We start from the raw sequence: 19,348 nt of genomic DNA, 5'->3' as shown, positions 1-19,348 counted from the left end.
CTTTCACAAGCGGTGTGCGGAGCGTCGGAAAATCCCTGCCCTGCATACCGTGAACAAAAAATGAGAATCCGGTCAAACCGACCGGACGCGAAATTATATAGCAAAAAGTCATTCTCACCAACATTGACCGACGCCCGCGTGCCGCCAGGCCACGTCGCAGTCCGGTGATAATGAAGTGACAATCTGATCAGGAGTCTCCCATGCCCTCTTTCGTCCCCCTCTTGCAAAGCACCCGCCCGCGCCTGGCGGCCGCGCTGCTGGCCCTCTCTGCACTCTGTGCACTGTCGGGCTGCGCCTCGCTGCTGCAGCCGCCGGTGCAGCCGGGCGAGCCCGAAGACCAGGTCGTGGCCCGTCTGGGGCCGCCGACCAATGTGTATCCTGATGGCAACGTGCGGGTCTTCGAATACGGCGCCGGGCCCTTCAGCCAGTATCAGTACATGGCCCGCATCGGCCCCGACCATCGCCTCATTTCCTATGAGCAAGTCTGGACCATCGAGAATTTCCGCGCCATCCGCCCCAAGCAGGACACCAAGCTCGACGTGTTGCGCCGGGTCGGCCGCCCCACCGAAGTGACGCGCTACGCCCGCATCCCCTTCGAAGCCTGGAACTACGGCTACAAGGAAAGCGGGGTCTGGAATTCGCAGATGACGGTCTATTTCACCGACCAGGGCATTGTCGAAAAAGTCGAGAACGGTCCCGATCCGCGCTACGACGATTCGCGCTTCCGCTTCTGAGCACCGCAGCAGCAAATGGAAAAGGGCCGCCCGGAGCAATCCGGGCGGCCCTTGGCCTTTCTTGCGTCAAGCGCGCTCAGTGCATCAGACCACCGTCGCCAGCGCCAGCGTGAACAGCAGCGCCAGTACCGAGACCAGGGTTTCCATCACGGTCCAGGTCTTGAAGGTCTGCGGCACGGTCATGTTGAAGTATTCCTTGACCAGCCAGAAGCCGCCGTCATTGACGTGCGACAGGATCAGCGAACCCGCGCCAGTGGCCAGCACCATCAGCTCCGGACGCACGCCGCCAACGGTGGAGACGATGGGAGCGACGATGCCGCAGGCGGTGGTCATGGCCACCGTGGCCGAACCGGTCGCCACGCGGATCAGGGCGGCCACGAACCAGCCCAGGATCAGCGGCGACAGATGGGCGTCTGTGGCGATGCCCACGATGGCCTTGGAGACGCCGCCATCCATCAGGATGCGACCAAAGCCGGCGCCGGCGCCCACCACCAGCGTGATGCTGGCAATCGGGGCCAGGCATTCGTTGGTGAATTTGAGAATCTGGTCAGCACCAAAGCCACGGGCGCGGCCAAAGGTCCAGAAGCTCACCAGGGTGGCGATCAACAGCGCGATCACCGAATTGCCGATCAGGCGCAGGAAGTCATTGGCGAAGGTCTTGGGTGCGAAGAACAGGTCGGCCCAGCTACCGATCAGCATCAGCGCCACCGGCAGCAGGATGGTGAAGAGCGTGATGCCGAAGCCCGGCAGTTCACGATCCTTCTTGCCCTCATCGACGAACTGCGAAATCAGCGGATTGTCCGGATTGGGGATGACCACCTTGGAGATCAGCTTGCCGAAGATGGGGCCGGCGATGATGGCCGTGGGAATACCGACGATCAACGCATACAGGATGGTGCGACCGATATCGGCGCTATATGCGGTCACCGCCAGCAGCGCCGCCGGGTGCGGCGGAATCAGACCGTGCACCACCGACAGGCCCGCCACCATGGGAATGCCCACCAGCACCATATTGGTCCCGGTACGCTTGGCGACGTTGAAGGCAATCGGCACCAGCAGCACGAAACCGACTTCGAAGAACACCGGCAGGCCGACAATGAAGGCCACCGTCATCATGGCCCAATGCACGTTCTTCTCGCCGAAGGCCTTGATCATGGTGTTGGCGATGCGCTCTGCCCCGCCGGACTCGGCCATCATCTTGCCCAGCATGGTGCCCAGACCCACCACCAGCGCGATATGCCCCAGGGCGTTGCCCACACCGGTCTCGAAGGCCTTGACGATGTTGCCCATCGGCATGCCCACGGCCAGGCCCAGCACCAGCGACACCACGATCAATACGATGAATGGATTCATCTTGAACTTGGCGATCAGCACGATCAGTGCGATCACCGCTACCAGCGCGTACACCAGTAGCGCACTTCCTTGTACTGCCTCCATCTGCTTCTCCTCTTCCGATGATCAAAGACACCTGCTGGCGCACGACACCCCTGCCAGCAAACAATTAATTCTCTAAATCATTTACGCATTGCATGCGGGATACTTGGCGATCCCTTGAAAAAATGGCGACGCATCCAACGCCGCCATCGCTTTTTTTTCGGACGCTCAGCGCTTGAACGCCACGCAGTCGACTTCGACCTTGCAGTCCACCACCATGCTCGAGACCACGCAGGCACGCGCCGGCGGATTGGCGCCGAAGTATTCCTTGAACACCTTGTTGAAGGACTGGAAGTCGCGCGCATCATCGAGCCAGACGCCGCAACGGACCACGTGCTCGGGGCCGTAGCCGGCTTCCTTCAGGATGGCCAGCACGTTCTGGATGGCCTTGTGCGATTGCGCCACGATGCCGCCGTCGATCACCTCACCGTTTTCCATCGCCACCTGGCCCGAGACATACAGCCAGCCATCCGCGGCCACTGCACGGGCAAATGGCAGATGCTGGCCACCCGTGCCGCTGCCGCCTTCCACACCAAATCGTTGAATGCTCATTGCTACTCCTTGTTGTTTGTTGAAGCTTCCTGAAAACCTGGAAATCTGAAAATCCGGAGATAGGGAAATCCGGAAAGACCAAAAAACTCAGGCTGACGTTTTCTGCACCGTGCGCGCCAGGAAGCGTCCTGCGCGCGCGGCGGTCGCCTTCTTGTCCTGACCGCGATAGGCCAGTTCGCCATTGACCCACACCGCCTCGATGCCATGCGCTGGCTGCATGGGATCGGTAAAGCTGGCCGCATCACGCACGGTCTCGGCATCGAACAGCACCAGGTCGGCGTGATAGCCCACCCGCACGAAACCGCGCAGATCCAGCCCGAAACGCTGGGCCGACAGGCCCGTCATCTTGTGGACCGCGGTGGCCAGCGAGAACAGCTTCTGCTCGCGGCTGTAGTAACCCAGCACGCGCGGGAAAGCGCCCCACAGGCGCGGATGCGGCAAGGGATCGTTGGGCAGGCCATCGGAGCCCACCACGGTGGCGGGATGCGAGAGGATGCGATTGACGTCGTCATCGGACATGCAGTGATACACCGCCCCGGCCGGCATCAGGCGCGCGGCGGCGGCGTGCAGGTCGACATCCCATTCGGCGGCGATCTGTTTGAGCATCTTGCCGCCCTGTTCAGGATGCGGCTCGGACCAGGTGACCTGGATGTCGTAGTCGCCCGTGACCTGCTTCAAGTCCAAGGTGGAGGAGCTGGCGGTATAGGGATAGCAGTCGCAGCCTACATGCTGATGGCGCGCCGCCCTCTCCAGCGCATGCAAGACTTCGCTGCTGCGCCCCCAGTTCTCCACGCCCGCGCACTTCAGGTGCGAGATCACCACCGGCACACGGGCATGCTTGCCGATGCGGAAGGATTCTTCCATTGCATCGAGGATGTCGGCAAATTCGCTGCGCAGGTGGGTGGCATACAGGCCGCCGAACTCGGCCAGCGGCTCGGCCAGGGCCAGCACTTCCTCGGTGGGCGCGTTGATGGCATTGCCATAGGCCAGCCCGGTGGACAGGCCCAGCGCGCCATGCTCGAGCGCCTCGCGCAATTGCGCGCGCATACCGGCGATTTCGCTCTCGGTGGCGGCGCGATCCAGACGGTCCATGTGATTGTTGCGCAGGGCCGTGTGGCCGACCAGGGCCGCCACGTTGATGGCGGGTCGCGCCGCATTGACGGCCTCGACATAGCTGGCGAAGCTCGGATAGTGGAAGGCCTCGCGCTTGCCCAGCAGGTTCATCGGGTCCGGTGGCTCGCCCTTGAGCGTGACCGGCGCAGCGCTGATGCCGCAGTTGCCGACCACCACCGTGGTCACGCCCTGCGAGAGCTTGGGAAACATCTCGGGGGTGCGGATGACGTTGGTGTCATCGTGCGTATGGACGTCGATGAAACCCGGCGAGAGCACGCGACCACTGGCATCGATCTCTTGCGCGGCCTGCCAGTCGTCGAGCTTGCCGATGGCGGCGACGCGTCCTTTGTGTACGGCCACATCGGCCGCCACGGGCTCGGCCCCGGAACCATCGATGACCAGGGCATGGCGGATCAGGATATCGCAGCGGCGTTCGCCGTCTGCGGCATGGGTGGTGGATAGCATGTCAGTCTCCCAGCGGCTGGTGCAGGTCGCCACCGCCCCGATGCGCGTCGAGCACATACTTGAGGCGACGCAGGCGTTCCTGGCTGCTTTCCTTGTGCAGCAGGGCCAGTTCCAGCACCAGCATGTCCAGCGTCGCCATCATGGCGTAGCGCGACGAGGACGGTTTGAAAATCAGGTCGGTTTCCAGCGTCTTGATGGGCAGCAGCACGTCGGCCAGCTTCGCCAGCGGCGAGCCCAGCGCAGTGATGGCGATGAGCTTGACGCCGTACTCGCGCGCCACTTCGCAACTGGCCAGCAGCTCAGGCACGCTGCCGGTGGTGGAAAAGACCAGCAGGACGTCGTCCTTGTCCAGGGTGGCGGCCACCATCTTCTGCAGCACGGCATCGTGGTAGCTGGCCACCGGACGGCCCAGCCGCACCAGGCGGTAGCGCGCCTCGTCGGACATCATGGTCGAACCACCGCCCATGCCGAAGCAGTAGATCATGCGCGCACCCAGCAGCAGGTGCGCGGCCTGCATCAGCATGTCGGCATTGAGCATGGCGCGGTTGAGCTCCAGCACCGCGTGGATGTCGCGATAGACCACATCGGCCAGTTCCGGCGGCTGTTCCGACGGCACGGTCTTTGCTCCGTCGAAGAAGCGCTGCCCCACTGCCACCGCCTGCGCCAGCAGGAACTTGAATTCACGCACGTCGCGGCAACCCATGGCCTTGGCAAAGCGCGTCACGCTGGCCACCGACACGCCCGCCTTGTCGGCCAGCTCGCCGATGCTGGCGCTGGCGGCGGCGTGCAGGTCGCCCAGGATGGCTTCTGCCACCTTCTGTTCGGCCAGGCGCAAGGTGCTGCTGCGCTCGGTAATGCGGGAAATGATGTCCAATGTCTGCGCCATGGGAAGATGAACTCTCTGCAAGGAGGCAAGAAAGGCCAGGCAGGAAAGGCCGAGCTGCGCAGTCCACCAGGAACTGCGAAACAATTTATGTTATTTACTAACACGACGTAAACATAGTAAATTCAAGGCTATTGTTACGTCAATCCTAATTCAACAGGAATCAATGCGATGAATGATACAAACTACCAAGGCGCTTACGAGGCGGGCATCATCGATCCACTCAACAAGGGGCTGGGTCCCTTGCCGCAAGCGCTGCCGCCGGGTCAGGCCGGCACCGTGCGCTGGAACCTGCTCAACGAAGACATCAGTTTGCCGGCGGCGGTTCTGTATGAAGAAAAGATCGCGCACAACCTGAAGTGGATGCAGGAATTCGTCGGCCAATACCAGCTGAAGCTGGCCCCGCACGGCAAGACCACCATGGCGCCCAAGCTGTTTGCGCGCCAGCTCGACACTGGCGCCTGGGGCATCACCCTGGCTACCGCCCACCAGACGCTGGCCGGCTACCACCATGGCGTGCGTCGCGTGATCATGGCCAACCAGCTGGTGGGCAAGCGCAACATGGCCATCATTTCCGAGCTGCTGGCCGATCCCTCCTTCGAGTTCTTCTGCCTGGTCGATTCGGCCGCGCTGGTCGATCAGCTTGGCCGTTTCTTTGCCGAACGCAAGCAGACCCTGAACGTGCTGCTGGAACTGGGTCCGACCGGCGGACGCACCGGCGTGCGCGATGAAGCCCAACAGCAGGCCGTGCTGGAGGCGATCTCGCGCTGGGACAGCATCGCCCTGGCTGGCGTGGAAGTCTATGAAGGCGTGCTCAAGGAAGAGGTCGATATCCGCCGCTTCCTGCAGCGCGCCGTGGCCTGCCTGCAAGACCTGGCCGCGCAAGGCCAGCTGGCGCGCCGGCTGGCGCGCGGACCGGCGGTGCTCACCGGCGCCGGCTCGGCCTGGTACGACGTGGTGGCCGAGGAGTTCGGCCAGGCCGATATCGGCGCGGCGTTGGATGTGGTGCTGCGTCCGGGTTGCTACCTGACCCATGACGTGGGCATCTATCGCGCTGCGCAGGCGCAGATCCAGGTGCGCAATCCGGTGGCGCACAGCATGCGCAGCCAGTTGCAGCCGGCGCTGCAACTATGGGCCTATGTGCAGTCCATTCCCGAGTCCGACAAGGCCATCATTGCCCTGGGCAAGCGCGACGCTGCCTTCGATGCCGGCCTGCCGATGCCGGTCTCACGCTTCCGCCCCGGCCGCGATACCGGCCCGCAGGCCACGCCGGCGCACTGGGAAGTGACCGGCATGATGGACCAGCACGCCTACCTGAAGATCGCCGCGGGTGACGATATCGAGGTGGGCGACATGATCGCCTTCGACATCTCCCATCCCTGCCTGACCTTCGACAAGTGGCGTCACCTGGTGGTGGTCGATGGACGCTTCGATGTGACCGACATCGTGCAGACCTTCTTCTGAGCGGGGATGGGCAACGAACATGAGCAAAACCATCCTCGCCTATGGCGAAGCCATGGTGGAATTCAACCAGCGCATCGATGCGCCGCGCCAGTTCCTGCAGGGCTATGGCGGCGACACGTCCAACTTCGCCATCGCAGCGGCCCGCCAGGGGGCGGCCTCGGCCTACCTCAGTGCGGTCGGCGACGACCACTTCGGGCAAGACCTGCTGGCGCTATGGCAGCGTGAAGAGGTGGACGTGCGCCATGTCGCCATCGCTCCCGGCGGCAGCACCGGCATCTACTTCGTCACCCACGATGCCGCCGGCCACCACTTCCACTACCGCCGCGCCGGCTCGGCCGCCAGCGCTTACCAGGCCAAGGCGCTGCCGCTGGAGGCCATCGCCGCCGCTGGCGCGTTGCACCTCTCGGGGATCAGCCTGGCCATCAGCGAATCGGCCTGCGAGGCAGGGCTGGCCGCCATGGCGCACGCCCGCGCCAGTGGCGTGACCACGTCGCTCGATACCAACCTGCGACTGCGCCTGTGGCCGCTGGAACGCGCCCGCGCCCGGATGGAAGAGGCGTTCCGGCTGTGCGACATCTGCCTGCCGAGCTGGGAAGACGTCTCGCTGCTGACGGGGCTGGAAGACCGGGACGCCATCGTCGATCGCTTGCTGTCGTATGGCGTGAAGCTGGTGGCCTTCAAGCTGGGCAAGGAAGGCTGCTATGTCGCCACTTCCGACCAGCGCCGCATGGTGGCGCCCTACCCCGTCGACTCCCTGGACGCCACCGGTGCGGGCGATTGCTTCGGCGGCGCCTTCATGGCCGAGCTGATGGCCGGCCGCGATGCTTTCGCGGCGGCGCGCTATGCCAATGTGGCCGCAGCCTTGTCGACCACCGGCTATGGCGCGGTAGAGCCCATCCCCAGGCGCGCCCAGGTCGAGGCTGTACTGGCGAAGACGAGCGGATGAACTCAGGCGCGGCGGGCCACGAACAGCATGCCCGCCACCGGCTGACGCACTTCTTCGCGCAGGATCTGGTCGCTGTCATGCAGCAGCGTGAATCCATGCGCCTGCAGCAAGCCGCGCACATAGTCGCGCCCATGACGATAACGGCCACTGGCGTGCAGGGCGTGGCCTTGAGGGGCGACATCGGCCCCGGTGAGCGCCTCCACCGTGAAGACGAAATGACCGCCGCTGCGCAAGGCTAGCGCCACCGCCTGCATGACCGGCGCCAGATCGCCGAAGTAGATCATGGTGTCGGCCGCCGTGACCAGGTCGCAAGACTGCGGATGGGTCGCGAGGTAGTGGCCGATCTCGGCCTTTTCCAGGCGGGCATAGTGGCCCGTCGCGGCGGCCTTCTCCAGCATCTTGCCGGCCAGGTCCACGCCCACCAGATGATGCGAATAAGGGGCGACCTGCCCCCCGCACAGTCCGGTGCCGCAGCCGATATCGATGGCGGCGAACTGGTGCGCCGGCGGCGCGATCAGCGCCAGTCCTTCGGCGATGAGGCGCGGGCCGCGATAGCCCAGGCTCTGCAGCAGATTGGCTTCGAAGGTCTCGGCATAGCGATCGAAGTGCGATTCGATGTAGCGGTCCGAGGCACGCGGCGGCACGTCGGCCTGCGAACAGGCCGCCAGCATGTGGGCGGCGATGGGATTGTCCGGCTCTTCCCGCAGCCAGGCGCGATAGGCCTCGGCGGCCTCGGGCAGGCGGCCGAGGAAGTAGAAGGAAATGCCCAGCATCTCCCACGACTTCCCTTCCAGCGGCGGCAGCACGTAAGCCCGGCATTGATAGTGCGACGCCTGCATCTTGTCGCCGGCGGCTTCATGGATGCCGCCCAGGTGCAGCAGCGAGGGCAGGAAATCAGGATCGATCTGCAAGGCCCGTTCGAAGGCGCTGATGGCGTCCGGGCGCTTGTCCTGCTGCAGCAGCACCGCCCCCAGGTTGTTCCAGATCGTGTGGTCGTCCGGCCGCAGCGCCAGCGCATCGGCGTAGGCCTGCTCGGCCAGGGCCGGCTGCTGCAGGGCGAACAGCACATTGCCGCGATCGTTGTGCCAGTCGGCGTTGTCCGGTTCCAGGGCGCTGGCCAGCTCCAGCTTGTCCAGCGCCTCGTCATGCTGTCCGTCCTGGTGCAGCCAGATACCGTAGTAATGCAGGGCCAGCGGATGAATGGGATCAGCTTCCAGCACCGCTTCATAGATGGCGCAGGCCTGGTCGAGACGCCCGGCCATGTGGGCGTCGATGGCCTGGCGCAGCAGGGCCTCGTAATGGGCGCCGGCACGCGCGGGGTCTTGCGTAGGCGGCGATGGCAAGGACATGGCCGGGTCTCCAGGGACAGATGGATGTGTCAGGAAGGCGAAATCCGGGCCGCGTCGCCGCAGGCGCGCCGCCTCTTTACTTGGTCTTTACAAGTGTGAAGGAGATGGGGATTTCAGGCAATGCCTGATTCTCTTGCCACAATGTCTGATCACCCAAGAAAAAGGTCGCCCGCAGGCGACCCTTGAACACGGTCCGAGCGCATCAAGCGTCGGCCAGGTGGTGCACCAGTCCTCCCAGGCGGCGCAGCGCCTGGTCCAGTTCGCGGTTGAAGGGATGACCGCAACAGATGCGCACGAAATGGCCGTAGCGGCTGGAGTTCGAAAAGATCGCTCCCGGCGAGACGCCCACGCCCTCGGCCAGTGCGCGCTCGAACAATTGCTGGGAACAGACCTGCACCGGCAGTTCCACCCATAGCCCGACCCCGCCGTTGGGCAGGTTCAGGCGCGTGCCTTCGGGGAAATACGCGGCGATGGACTCGGCCATGCGCTCGCGCTGCTGCTTGAGCATCTGGCGCAGACGGCGCAGGTGGCGGTCATAGGCCGGGCTGGCGATGAAGTCGGCGGCGGTGACCTGGGTCCACTCTTCATTGGCGCGGGTGTGGGTGAACTTGAGCATCTTGACGCGCTCGTGCCAGCGTCCGCCATTCATCCAGCCCAGGCGCATGCCAGGGGCCAGCACCTTGTTGAGCGAGGCGCAGTAGATGACATTGCCGTTGCGGTCACGGCTCTTGAGGCTGGAGGGCGTCACGCTGCCATCGGCCAGCTCGGTGTAGGCGTCGTCCTCGATGAGGGGCAGCTTCAACTGGTCGCACAGGCGCACCAGCTGGTCCTTGTGGTCCTCGGGCATGATGCAGCCCAGCGGGTTCTGCAGGTTGGGCACCACCACCACCGCCTTGATGTTGCCGTAGGTGCGCACGGCCAGCTCCAGCGCTTCCACCGAGATCCCGGTATGCGGGCTGGTGGGAATTTCCAGCGCCTTCATGCCCAGGTTTTCCAGCGCCTGCAAGAGGCCGAAGTAGGTGGGCGACTCCACGGCGATGGTATCCCCCGGACCGGCCACGGCGCGCATCGCCAGATTCAGCGCTTCGATACAGCCATGGGTGACCACCACTTCCTCGGTATCGATGCGCATGCCGGCATTGAGCGCGCGGCGCGCCACGGCCTGGCGGAAGGTGGCGTTGCCATTGTGCGGCATGGCGCTGGTGAGCAGCTCAGGGCGCTCGCGCAGGGCGCGCATGGCGGCCTGCTTGAGGGTTTCGACCGCATACAGCTGGGGCGCACAGGTCATCCCCGACAGATCGATGTGCGGTGCGCCCGCCTGGCGCAAGGCGATGTACTTGGAGACGCGCTCATGGATGCCGACGAACTGCCCGGCATCGATGGCCAAGAGGCTCTTGGGCTCTTGCACCGGCCGGATGGCGGAACGGCGCGGCTGCCGCACGAAATAGCCGGAGCGCGGGCGCGCCTCCAGCCAGCCGCCCTCTTCCATGTGCCGCAAGGTCTGCAGCGCAGTCGACAGGCTCACCTGGTGCTGACGCATCAGATCGCGCACCGAGGGCATGCGATCCCCCGCCACCAGGGTGCCGGCCTGGATGGCGCTCTGGTAGTGATCGGCCAGGCGGCGATACAAGGGCTGGCGGCCAGACTCGGGCGCGCTGGGAAGCAGGGACGCGGGCGTGGTGGGAGCGGTGGGCGTGGCGGCCGCACCGGACGCATCGGCAATAAGCAGGCTGGTATCCATAACAGCAATCATGTTCTCCGGCAAACGACCGGAACAGATACAGAGTATTCGAAAAGCAGAGGTAACAGAACGGAAAATCACCTCCTGTTACGCTGCACCATGAATTTTCCTGTGCCTGTTGCCATCCCGCCAGCCTGCCTAGACTGCAAGCGTACCCACTGACGGAGAAAGCACATGCATACCCCCTGGCACACCCCTCTTCCCGAACTGCAGGCCAGCCCGCGCCACCTGCGCCTGGCGCGCGGCCAGACCCTGCAAGTCTGGCTGGCTGCCGGCAGCCAGCTGATCAGCCAGGCCAACGCCATGCGCGTGACCGAATCGGCGCAATGGCAGATGGAGCGACTGGTCAGCCGGCGCAGCCAGCTGGCCGATGGCGAGTGGCTGGTGCTGGCCCACGATGGCTGGATCGAAATCCATGCGAGCGAGGGTGGCGAGCTGCTTTGCTTCACGCCGGTGCAGCGGCCCTGGCATCACCCCTTGCTGGCGTTGTGGCGCTGGCTGGCGGCGCAGCGGCCCAAGGTGGCAAAGAGCCTGCAGCGCTGAAGAAGAGCAGGCCCAGGGCGAGATGGGAGTTAACCTTAAATCAAGCAAGAGCCTGCATGACCTGTCTTTGATCAATCATTTTTGGCAAAACGATCAAAACGGGCCGGCAACTTCTGCCGAGCTTGACGTAAAACCATTACACTTGGTTATCAGCAAAAGACGAAGTGTTATGCAGAACGATCACCCCCTCGCAAGCGCCGGTCCAGCTTCCTTTTCCGGCAAACACGCCCTGTCCGAACAGGAAACCTTCGATCTGACCCCTGTTTCCCTTTGGAAAGAGGATTACAGCGGCCTCAAGCGCCTGTTCGACCAGTGGCGCGCCGCAGGCGTGACTGATCTGCGCAGCTATCTGCGACAGGATCATGCACGCGCCCATGCCTGCGCGATGCAGATCCGCGTGGTCGACGTCAATCGCCGCACGCTGGAATGGTATGAGGCGCGCGACCTGGAGCATCTGGTGGCCAACCTGGACAAGGTGTTCCGGGATGACATGCTGGAAACCTTCATCGACGAGATGGCGCAACTGTGGGAGGGTCGCAGCCATTTCTCCAGCTATACGGTGAACTACACGCTGGGCGGCAAGCGCCTGGACATCCAGCTGTCGGGCCGCATCATGCCGGGCAGCGAAGAGAGCTGGGAATACGTGCTGCTGGCCATCGAGAACGTCACCGAACGCGAAACCGCGCGCAAGAAGCTCTCCCGCAGCGAGAACTACGCCCGGGGCCTGTTCGAATACTCCCCCATCTCGCTGTGGGTGGAAGACTTCAGCCAGGTCAAGCGCCTCTTCAATGACCTGCACCGCATTGGCATCACGGATTTCCGCACCTTCACCGACGTGCATCCGGAGTTCGTGGAGCGCTGCATGCAGGAGATCCGTGTCATCGATGTGAATCTCCAGACGCTGTCCATGTTCTGCGCTCCAGACAAGGCCACGCTGCTCTCGCGCCTGTCTGATGTGTTCCGCGACGACATGCGCCAGCACTTCAATGAACAGTTGATCGAACTGTGGAACGGCAACCTGCTGCACCAGCGCGAAGTGGTCAACTACGCGCTCAATGGCGAGACGCTGCACGTGCATCTGCAATTCTCGGTCTTCCCCGGCCATGAGGAGCACTGGGACCTGGTGCTGGTGGCGCTGACCGACATCACCGCGCGCAAGAAGGCCGAAGCCTATCTGGAATTCCTCGGCAAGCACGATGAACTGACCAAGCTGCACAATCGCGCCTACATGGTCGACGAGCTCAACCGCCTGGAGCGCAAGGGTCCCTTCCCGGTCAGCGTGATCGTGGCCGATCTCAACGGCCTGAAACAAGTCAATGACGAACTCGGCCATGCGGCCGGCGACGCCTTGTTGCGCCGCGTGGGCGAAGTGCTGGACAAGGCGGTGGAGCGCCCCTGCAGCGTGGCGCGCACCGGTGGCGACGAATTCGCCATCCTGCTGCCGGCCACCGATGAGCGCGGCTGCGTGCTGCTCATGGAGCAGGTGCAGAAGCTGCTGGAGGTCAACAACCAGTATTACTCCGGCGTGCCGCTGAGCCTGTCCATGGGCGCGGCCACGGCGCTGCCGGGCGAGCGCCTGGAACAGGTGGTGCAACGCGCCGACAGCCTGATGTACGAAGCCAAGCGCCAGTATTACGCGACCTCACCCACGCTGGAACGGCGTCACCTGCCCGATTGATGAGCGCCCTGCCCGACGGCTGGAGGGCCCAGCCACGCGCACTCGCGGTGGGCGCTGAAACGCTGGCCGCCGATCTGCTTCACGGCCCGGCCAGTGCGACGGTGCAGACGCTCGTGCTGCATGGCGCCGGGCAGGGTGACCGCCAGCGCCAGTGGCCTTTGCGCCAGGCGCTGGCGCTGCGCGGATGCGCCAGCGCCGCCATCGACTTTTCCGGACACGGACAAAGCAGCGCCCGCCAGCCGAATTCCCTGGCCAAACGCCTGGCAGAAGCCCAGGCCGCCCTGGATGCCTTGACCGTTGCGCCGCGCACGGTGGTAGGCGTGAGCATGAGCGGCGAGATTGCGCTGCGCCTGGCTTGCCGCCCCGAAAACCGGATCGCCCATGTGGTCACGCTGGTGGGTGCGCTCTATGACGGCGCAGCCTTCGAGTTGCCCTTCGGCCCAGCCTTCAGCGCAGCCTTGCGCCGCCCTGGCAGTTGGCGCGACGCCACGGTATTGGCCCTGATCCGCCGCTACCCGGGCCGCCTCACCCTCATCCGCGCCAGCGAGGATGCGGTCATTCCCGCTGAAGTCGCCGAACTCATCCGTGCGCATGCCGTGGCGGCCAGCGCCTGCCGCATCGTCGATCTACCGGGCGTGGATCATCGGGTCAGCGAACGCAGCCAGCATGACGCCCTCCTGCGCGAGCGGCTGGCCGATCTGATCCTGGAGCAGTAATCGCTGGACCGCGCAAGGGCCTGAAGCAGGCGCTTCGGACGTCCGGATACAGGCTCAGGCGGTGGTGGAGATGAGACCGCCGACGATACCCTGGTTGACGATATCTTCGACGATGGCGCCGGTCAGATCGGGATTGGACTTGAGCAGCAGCGAGAGCTGCGAGGACAGGGCCTGGCCGCTGAACTGCCCCGAACCGTCATAGACGCCATCGTTGGAGGACGGGATGACGATGCTGCCGAGGATGCCCTGGTAATACGACTGGGTGGCCTGGTTCTGGGTCAGGTCGGGGGAAGCGCCATCGGCCGAACCGGCGCCGACAATGGCATCGAACAATCCAGCCGCGTTGTAGGTCAGCGCCCCGTTGCCGGACGAAGCACCGCCCAGGCTGACCACCACCGAGGCCTGCGCGGCCAGTTCCACCGCCTGCGCGACGGCGGCCGGATCGTTGACCGCCTTGACCGCACTGTTGCCCGCGCTGGCGCTGTTGCCAGGCAGGCCATAGGGGTCGAGGTTGCCCAGCGGAATCGAGGAGGTGTCAATGGCCATGTTCATGCCGTCCATGCGCAAGATGCAGGAAAAACATTCAGTTCAACAAGGATTCTAGGCAACTCCCGCCGGATCGGCAAGCCACGCCTGCCTCTCTGCCCCGCCAAAATGACAACACCCGGCGCGCGGCCGGGTGCGGGGATCAGCCAGGCGCCAGCGCGCCAGACTCAGTGCGGCTCCTCGCCATGCTCGTCCTTGGTCTGCACGATACTGACCGGCTTGCCCTTGAGGCGGCGCCAGAGATAGACGCCATAGCCGGACAGCCCATACAGCACGAACAGCCCGAACAGCACCTTGGACGGATCGCTGGAAATGAGCACCAGCGCCACCACCACCAGCAGCGCCGCAATGAAGGGCACCGGCTTGCGGAAGTTGACATCCTTGAAGCTGTAGAACGGCACGTTGGTGACCATGGTAACGCCAGCGTAGAGGGTGATGACCCAGGCGTACCAGCTCAGGTCGGTGCCGGCAAAGCGCAGGTCATCCATCAGCCAGACGAAGCCCGCCACCAGGGCAGCGGCGGCCGGGCTGGGCAAGCCCTGGAAGTAGCGCTTGTCGACCACGGCGATATTGGTGTTGAAGCGCGCCAGGCGCAGCGCACCGCCGGCGCAATAGACAAAAGCGGCCAGCCAGCCCAGCTTGCCCATGCCGCGCAGCGACCATTCATACACCACCAGCGCAGGTGCGGCGCCGAAGGAAACCATGTCCGACAGGCTGTCGTACTGCGCGCCGAATTCGCTCTGGGTGTTGGTCATGCGGGCCACGCGGCCGTCCAGGCTGTCCAGCACCATGGCCACGAAGATGGCGATGGAGGCATAGTCGAACTTGAGGTTCATCGCCATCACGATGGCGTAGAAACCGCAGAACAGGGCTGCGGTGGTAAAGGCGTTGGGCAACAGGTAGATGCCGCGCGACCGGCGCCGCACCACCACTTGCCCGCTCTCGTCCAGTTGCGCCGCCTTGGGCTTGCGCAGGGATTTGGGGAAGGGAATGCCGGTCTTGGCCTTGCGTCTTCTGAGTGTTGGCATCGATATCCAGTAATGGTTGTGCAGGAAACCCTGTGCCAGCCTCATCCGTGGCGTACTACCCGGAGGAGGCTGTCAGGATGTGATCAGAGTTCGGCCAGAATGGTTTCGGTCGCCGAGACCTTTTCGCCCACGGTGACCTTGGGGGTGGCCGTCAGCGGCAGGTACACGTCCACGCGCGAACCGAAGCGGATGAAACCGTAGCGCTGGCCGCGCGCCAGCGTATCGCCGGCCTTGACGTAGCACAGGATGCGGCGGGCGATCAGGCCGGCCACCTGCACGCAGGTCACGCTATGGCCGCTGGTGGTGGTGATGGCCAGGGCGTTGCGCTCGTTTTCCAGCGAGGCCTTGTCGAGGTCGGCATTGACGAACTTGCCGGGGAAGTACTGCACCTTCTCGATCTTGCCATCCACCGGGGCACGGTTGGAGTGGACGTTGAAGACGTTCATGAAGACGCTGATCTTCAGGGCTTCGCGGTCGGTATAGGGATCATGGGCGCGGGCCACCACGACGATGCGGCCATCGGCCGGGGACAGCACGGCATTGGCGGCTTGCGGGATCACGCGCGGCGGATCACGGAAGAACTGCAGCACGAACAGCGCGATGATCCACAGCGGGAAGGACCAGGCGCCGCAGAAATAGGTTGCCAGCGCTGCCACGACCACGGCGATGGTCAGGAAGGGCCAGCCTTCGCGGGCGATAATGGGGTGGGGATAGTGGTTATTGTTCAATGTTGCTCCAATGATCGCGCAGTGCTCGCGGAAAGTTCAAAAGTAAAAGCGTGCCCATTTTAGTCCAGCGCCCGTTAAATGCAATGAAATGCGCCGCCATCCGGCCGGTGGCGGTGCATCCCGGGTCATTGAGGACAATTTTTCGAGCATCGGGCCAAGGCATGGCCCGGCGCCGGCTCAGCGTGGTCGCTGGCGGGAGAAGCTCAGCTTCAGTTCGTTGCGCGCCAGGCCCCGCGGACCGGTCAGCTGCATCTGCCCGATCAGGACCGTCACTTCCGCATCGGCATAGTCCAGGCCAGTGACTTCGGTGATCTGGCGCAGGTCGCCCTGACGGCGCTCCTGCGGCTCGTCGGCGATGATGCCCGGCGGCTCCTTGGCCAGCGGTGCACAAGACTTCACATCGCTGACCAGGCGCTGGTAGGCGCGACCCATGTCGGTCGGTGTGGGATAGCGCCAGATGCAGGTGTAGACCGAGGAATTGTCAGCGATGGCGCAGCTCTCGGCGCCATCCAGCATGAAGTTGGAGAGATAGATCGGGCCGCGCTTGTCGTCCTTCATGACGGAATCGGGACCGTCTTTCTTCCAGCCGTCGAAGCGGGATTGCGACTGCTGGTGGATGGCGCGCAGGTCGGCGCAGATGTCGGCATGCGCCGTGCTTGCCACCAGTGCGGTGAAGAGCGGCAGGAGCAGCTTGGTGAAGGTCCGCATGATGAGATGATCTACTTGAAACGGAAAGGGGGGCCGATTATAGCCTCCCTCCCCTGCCAACCCGAGCGGGTTGACGATTCTTGATATGAACTGTCAGGCGCGAACAGTCCGGTGTGCTCACTTACTTGAAGCGCACCTTGCCCACCAGGCGCATATTCACAGTGGATTCACCCGGCTCGAAGCTGGGCTCGGCCACCGTCGTGCTTTCCTGGACCATGTCGGCACGCATGGCCTTGGCCATCATCGGAGCGGGAGCCGGCGCAGCGTAGTTGCCGGAACCTTCAAAGTCCACGGTCTCGATCACGGCATCCGACGGAGCACGATGCATGGCATTGGCGATGAAGCCGATGCGCTCTTCCAGATTGCGGTAGGTGGCATTGACCAGGGTGGCGTCCAGCTTCTTGGCGGCCGCCGGGCTCAGGCCGAATTGCAGGCCGTTCAGGCTCATCAGGGCCTGGGCCGAGGAGACGGTCTTGGGCAGCGCCGCCAGGTTCTCGGTGGTCATCTCCAGATACTGGCCGACGCGCCATCCGACCACCTGGCGCGCCTTGGCCGGCTGGCGCGGCTGTTGCGGCGTGACTTGCGGCGGTTCAGCATAGACCGCGTAGGTGTAATACCCGTAGCTCTTCAGGGCGGCTTGCGGGTCCTGGCGCTTGAGCAGCTCGATGCCCTGCTTCATCTTCTGGTTCACACGGGAGGCGGCAGCGGCCTTGTCCTTGTCCTGCTCTTCGACTTGCAGGGTGACGCGTGCCTGGTCGTTCGGCACGCTGATCTCACCATTGGCCGGCACCACGACCATGGTGCCGCTGGTCGGGACCGGCGCCGGCGCGGTCATGGCCGTCTGCGCCTGAGCGGCAATACATGCGGTGGCCAGAACGGCGCCCAGCATCAGTTTGCGGGAAGGTGTCATAGGGGATCCTCTTTATTCTTGGTCGGTGACGGGGGTGATGATAGCTTCATATCTGAAGCATCTACCCGGCACTTCGACGACATACCTCAAGAATTGGTTCTTGGCCAAATGCAACAAGGCGTAACTCAATGACAATGCCAACGACCTCACCTGGTCCACAGACGGAAAAAAAACGCCACGGCGAACCGTGGCGTTTTCCTGGACTGCTTGCTTGACGCGGCAGATCAGTTCTTGCTTTGATCGACCAGCTTGTTGGCCTTGATCCAGGGCATCATGGCGCGCAGCTTCTCGCCCACGATTTCGATCTGGTGTTCGGCGTTGATACGACGACGCGACATCAGGGTCGGTGCACCGGCCTTGTTTTCCAGGATGAAGCTCTTGGCGTATTCGCCGGTCTGGATGTCTTCCAGCACCTTCTTCATCGCAGCCTTGCTCTCGGCGTTGATCACGCGCGGGCCGGTCACGTACTCGCCGTATTCGGCGTTGTTGGAGATCGAGTAGTTCATGTTGGCGATGCCGCCTTCATAGATCAGGTCGACGATCAGCTTGAGTTCGTGCAGGCACTCGAAGTAGGCCATTTCCGGCGCGTAGCCAGCTTCGACCAGGGTTTCGAAACCGGCCTTGATCAGTTCCACGGTACCGCCGCACAGCACGGCTTGTTCGCCGAAGAGGTCAGTTTCGGTTTCTTCGCGGAAGTTGGTTTCGATGATGCCGGCACGGCCGCCGCCGTTGGCGGTCGCGTACGACAGGGCCAGGTCACGGGCGCTGCCGGACTTGTCCTGGTGCACGGCGATCAGGTGCGGCACGCCGCCACCCTGGCTGTAGGTCGAACGCACGGTGTGGCCGGGGGCCTTGGGGGCGATCATGATGATGTCCAGGTCGGCGCGCGGCACGACTTGGCCATAGTGGATGTTGAAGCCGTGGGCGAAAGCGACGGTGGCGCCTTGCTTGGCGAACGGGGCAACGTTTTCGGCATAGACCTGGCCGATGTTTTCGTCGGGCAGCAGGATCATGATGACGTCGGCGTCCTTGACCGCTTCGTTGACTTCAGCGACCTTCAGGCCGGCTTGTTCAGCCTTGTTCCACGATGCGCCGCCCTTGCGCAGGCCAACGGTGACCTTCACGCCGGAATCCTTCAGGTTCAGGGCGTGGGCGTGGCCTTGCGAACCGTAACCGATGATGGTCACGTTCTTGTTCTTGATCAGGGACAGGTCTGCGTCTTTGTCGTAGAAAACTTTCATGATTTTTTCCTATGTTCCGAGTAACTCGAATTTGAATATGTGTATGTGTGTGATGCGTACTGCCTGGCGCGGTCGATCAGATCTTCAGGATCCGTTCGCCGCGGCCGATGCCGGAGCCGCCGGTACGGACCGTTTCCAGGATCGCAGTGCGATCCAGGGCGTCGATGAAGGCGTCCAGCTTGCTCTTGGCGCCGGTCAGCTCGATCGTGTAGGTCTTCTCGGTGACGTCGATGATGCGGCCGCGGAAGATATCCGCAGTACGCTTCATCTCTTCCCGTTCCTTGCCCACTGCGCGCACCTTGATCAGCATCAGTTCGCGCTCGATGTGCGCGCCTTCGGTCAGATCGACGACCTTCACCACCTCGATCAGGCGGTTCAGGTGTTTGGTGATCTGTTCGATCACATCATCCGAACCCGAGGTCACGATGGTCATGCGCGACAGGGTCGAATCTTCGGTGGGTGCAACGGTGAGCGTTTCGATGTTGTAGCCGCGTGCGGAGAACAGACCGACGACACGGGACAATGCGCCGGCTTCGTTTTCCAGCAGCACAGAAATGATATGGCGCATG

19 protein-coding genes are annotated in these 19,348 nt (G+C 63.7%); 6 read left to right on the top strand and 13 right to left on the bottom strand.

What is annotated here, in order from left to right; translation table 11 throughout:
• Positions 1 to 200: 200 nt before the first annotated feature.
• A complete protein-coding gene (locus ACP92_RS08710; RefSeq protein WP_013233763.1) occupies positions 201 to 734 on the top strand; it encodes a hypothetical protein in 534 nt (177 codons plus the stop codon).
• 84 nt (positions 735 to 818) lie between these two features.
• Here ACP92_RS08710 and ACP92_RS08705 read toward each other — a convergent pair whose 3' ends face one another.
• The 4 genes from ACP92_RS08705 to ACP92_RS08690 form a co-directional block, all read right to left on the bottom strand.
• Complete coding sequence (locus tag ACP92_RS08705) at positions 819 to 2,171, bottom strand: GntP family permease (RefSeq protein ID WP_013233762.1); 1,353 nt, start codon at positions 2,169 to 2,171, stop codon at positions 819 to 821.
• Between the two features lie 165 nt (positions 2,172 to 2,336).
• Positions 2,337 to 2,720 carry a RidA family protein gene (locus ACP92_RS08700; RefSeq protein WP_006712914.1) on the bottom strand — a complete coding sequence of 128 codons (384 nt, stop codon included), beginning with the start codon at positions 2,718 to 2,720 and terminating at the stop codon, positions 2,337 to 2,339.
• Between the two features lie 87 nt (positions 2,721 to 2,807).
• Positions 2,808 to 4,298 carry an N-acyl-D-amino-acid deacylase family protein gene (locus ACP92_RS08695; RefSeq protein WP_013233761.1) on the bottom strand — a complete coding sequence of 497 codons (1,491 nt, stop codon included), beginning with the start codon at positions 4,296 to 4,298 and terminating at the stop codon, positions 2,808 to 2,810.
• Between the two features lies 1 nt (position 4,299).
• Entirely contained in the window at positions 4,300 to 5,184 is an 885-nt protein-coding gene (locus ACP92_RS08690; protein ID WP_013233760.1) for a MurR/RpiR family transcriptional regulator, read from the bottom strand.
• A 168-nt stretch (positions 5,185 to 5,352) separates the two neighbouring features.
• On the opposite strand from ACP92_RS08690, the gene ACP92_RS08685 reads away from it, so the two are divergent.
• On the top strand, positions 5,353 to 6,645 hold the full coding sequence (locus ACP92_RS08685; protein ID WP_013233759.1) for an amino acid deaminase: 1,293 nt from the start codon (positions 5,353 to 5,355) through the stop codon (positions 6,643 to 6,645).
• A 19-nt stretch (positions 6,646 to 6,664) separates the two neighbouring features.
• Complete coding sequence (locus ACP92_RS08680) at positions 6,665 to 7,591, top strand: sugar kinase (RefSeq protein ID WP_013233758.1); 927 nt, start codon at positions 6,665 to 6,667, stop codon at positions 7,589 to 7,591.
• 2 nt (positions 7,592 to 7,593) lie between these two features.
• On the opposite strand, the gene ACP92_RS08675 is transcribed toward ACP92_RS08680, so the two are convergent.
• The gene (locus tag ACP92_RS08675) at positions 7,594 to 8,940 is read right to left on the bottom strand and encodes a tetratricopeptide repeat protein (protein WP_013233757.1); all 1,347 of its coding nucleotides are present in this window, start codon (positions 8,938 to 8,940) and stop codon (positions 7,594 to 7,596) included.
• 202 nt (positions 8,941 to 9,142) lie between these two features.
• Entirely contained in the window at positions 9,143 to 10,681 is a 1,539-nt protein-coding gene (locus ACP92_RS08670; protein WP_041310490.1) for an aminotransferase-like domain-containing protein, read from the bottom strand.
• 174 nt (positions 10,682 to 10,855) lie between these two features.
• Here ACP92_RS08670 and ACP92_RS08665 point away from each other — a divergent pair, with 174 nt between their 5' ends.
• From ACP92_RS08665 to ACP92_RS08655, 3 genes are all read left to right on the top strand, one after another.
• Entirely contained in the window at positions 10,856 to 11,224 is a 369-nt protein-coding gene (locus ACP92_RS08665) for a hypothetical protein (RefSeq protein WP_048348524.1), read from the top strand.
• A gap of 169 nt (positions 11,225 to 11,393) precedes the next feature.
• Positions 11,394 to 12,902 (top strand): sensor domain-containing diguanylate cyclase, encoded by a 1,509-nt coding sequence (locus ACP92_RS08660; protein WP_013233755.1) that lies wholly within the window; start codon positions 11,394 to 11,396, stop codon positions 12,900 to 12,902.
• Complete coding sequence (locus ACP92_RS08655) at positions 12,902 to 13,618, top strand: alpha/beta fold hydrolase (RefSeq protein WP_013233754.1); 717 nt, start codon at positions 12,902 to 12,904, stop codon at positions 13,616 to 13,618. Before ACP92_RS08660 ends, ACP92_RS08655 begins: the two co-directional genes overlap by 1 nt.
• A 54-nt stretch (positions 13,619 to 13,672) precedes the next feature.
• Here ACP92_RS08655 and ACP92_RS08650 read toward each other — a convergent pair whose 3' ends face one another.
• The 7 genes from ACP92_RS08650 to ilvN all read right to left on the bottom strand — a co-directional run bounded on the left by ACP92_RS08650 (position 13,673) and on the right by ilvN (position 19,347).
• A complete protein-coding gene (locus tag ACP92_RS08650) occupies positions 13,673 to 14,164 on the bottom strand; it encodes a hypothetical protein (protein WP_232284917.1) in 492 nt (163 codons plus the stop codon).
• A 167-nt stretch (positions 14,165 to 14,331) separates the two neighbouring features.
• A complete protein-coding gene (gene pssA / locus ACP92_RS08645) occupies positions 14,332 to 15,192 on the bottom strand; it encodes a CDP-diacylglycerol--serine O-phosphatidyltransferase (protein WP_013233752.1) in 861 nt (286 codons plus the stop codon).
• 83 nt (positions 15,193 to 15,275) lie between these two features.
• Entirely contained in the window at positions 15,276 to 15,920 is a 645-nt protein-coding gene (locus tag ACP92_RS08640; RefSeq protein WP_013233751.1) for a phosphatidylserine decarboxylase, read from the bottom strand.
• 177 nt (positions 15,921 to 16,097) lie between these two features.
• A complete protein-coding gene (locus ACP92_RS08635; RefSeq protein ID WP_013233750.1) occupies positions 16,098 to 16,628 on the bottom strand; it encodes a hypothetical protein in 531 nt (176 codons plus the stop codon).
• Positions 16,629 to 16,749: 121 nt separating this feature from the next.
• Complete coding sequence (locus tag ACP92_RS08630) at positions 16,750 to 17,538, bottom strand: SIMPL domain-containing protein (protein ID WP_013233749.1); 789 nt, start codon at positions 17,536 to 17,538, stop codon at positions 16,750 to 16,752.
• Between the two features lie 224 nt (positions 17,539 to 17,762).
• Positions 17,763 to 18,779: a ketol-acid reductoisomerase gene (ilvC, locus tag ACP92_RS08625; protein WP_013233748.1), complete on the bottom strand. Its 1,017-nt coding sequence runs from the start codon at positions 18,777 to 18,779 to the stop codon at positions 17,763 to 17,765.
• A 76-nt stretch (positions 18,780 to 18,855) separates the two neighbouring features.
• Positions 18,856 to 19,347 (bottom strand): acetolactate synthase small subunit, encoded by a 492-nt coding sequence (ilvN, locus tag ACP92_RS08620; protein ID WP_008327594.1) that lies wholly within the window; start codon positions 19,345 to 19,347, stop codon positions 18,856 to 18,858.
• Position 19,348 lies beyond the last annotated feature (1 nt).

The organism is Herbaspirillum seropedicae, assembly GCF_001040945.1.
GTDB lineage: Bacteria > Pseudomonadota > Gammaproteobacteria > Burkholderiales > Burkholderiaceae_D > Herbaspirillum > Herbaspirillum seropedicae.
This window is presented reverse-complemented; position numbering and strand designations above follow the sequence as displayed.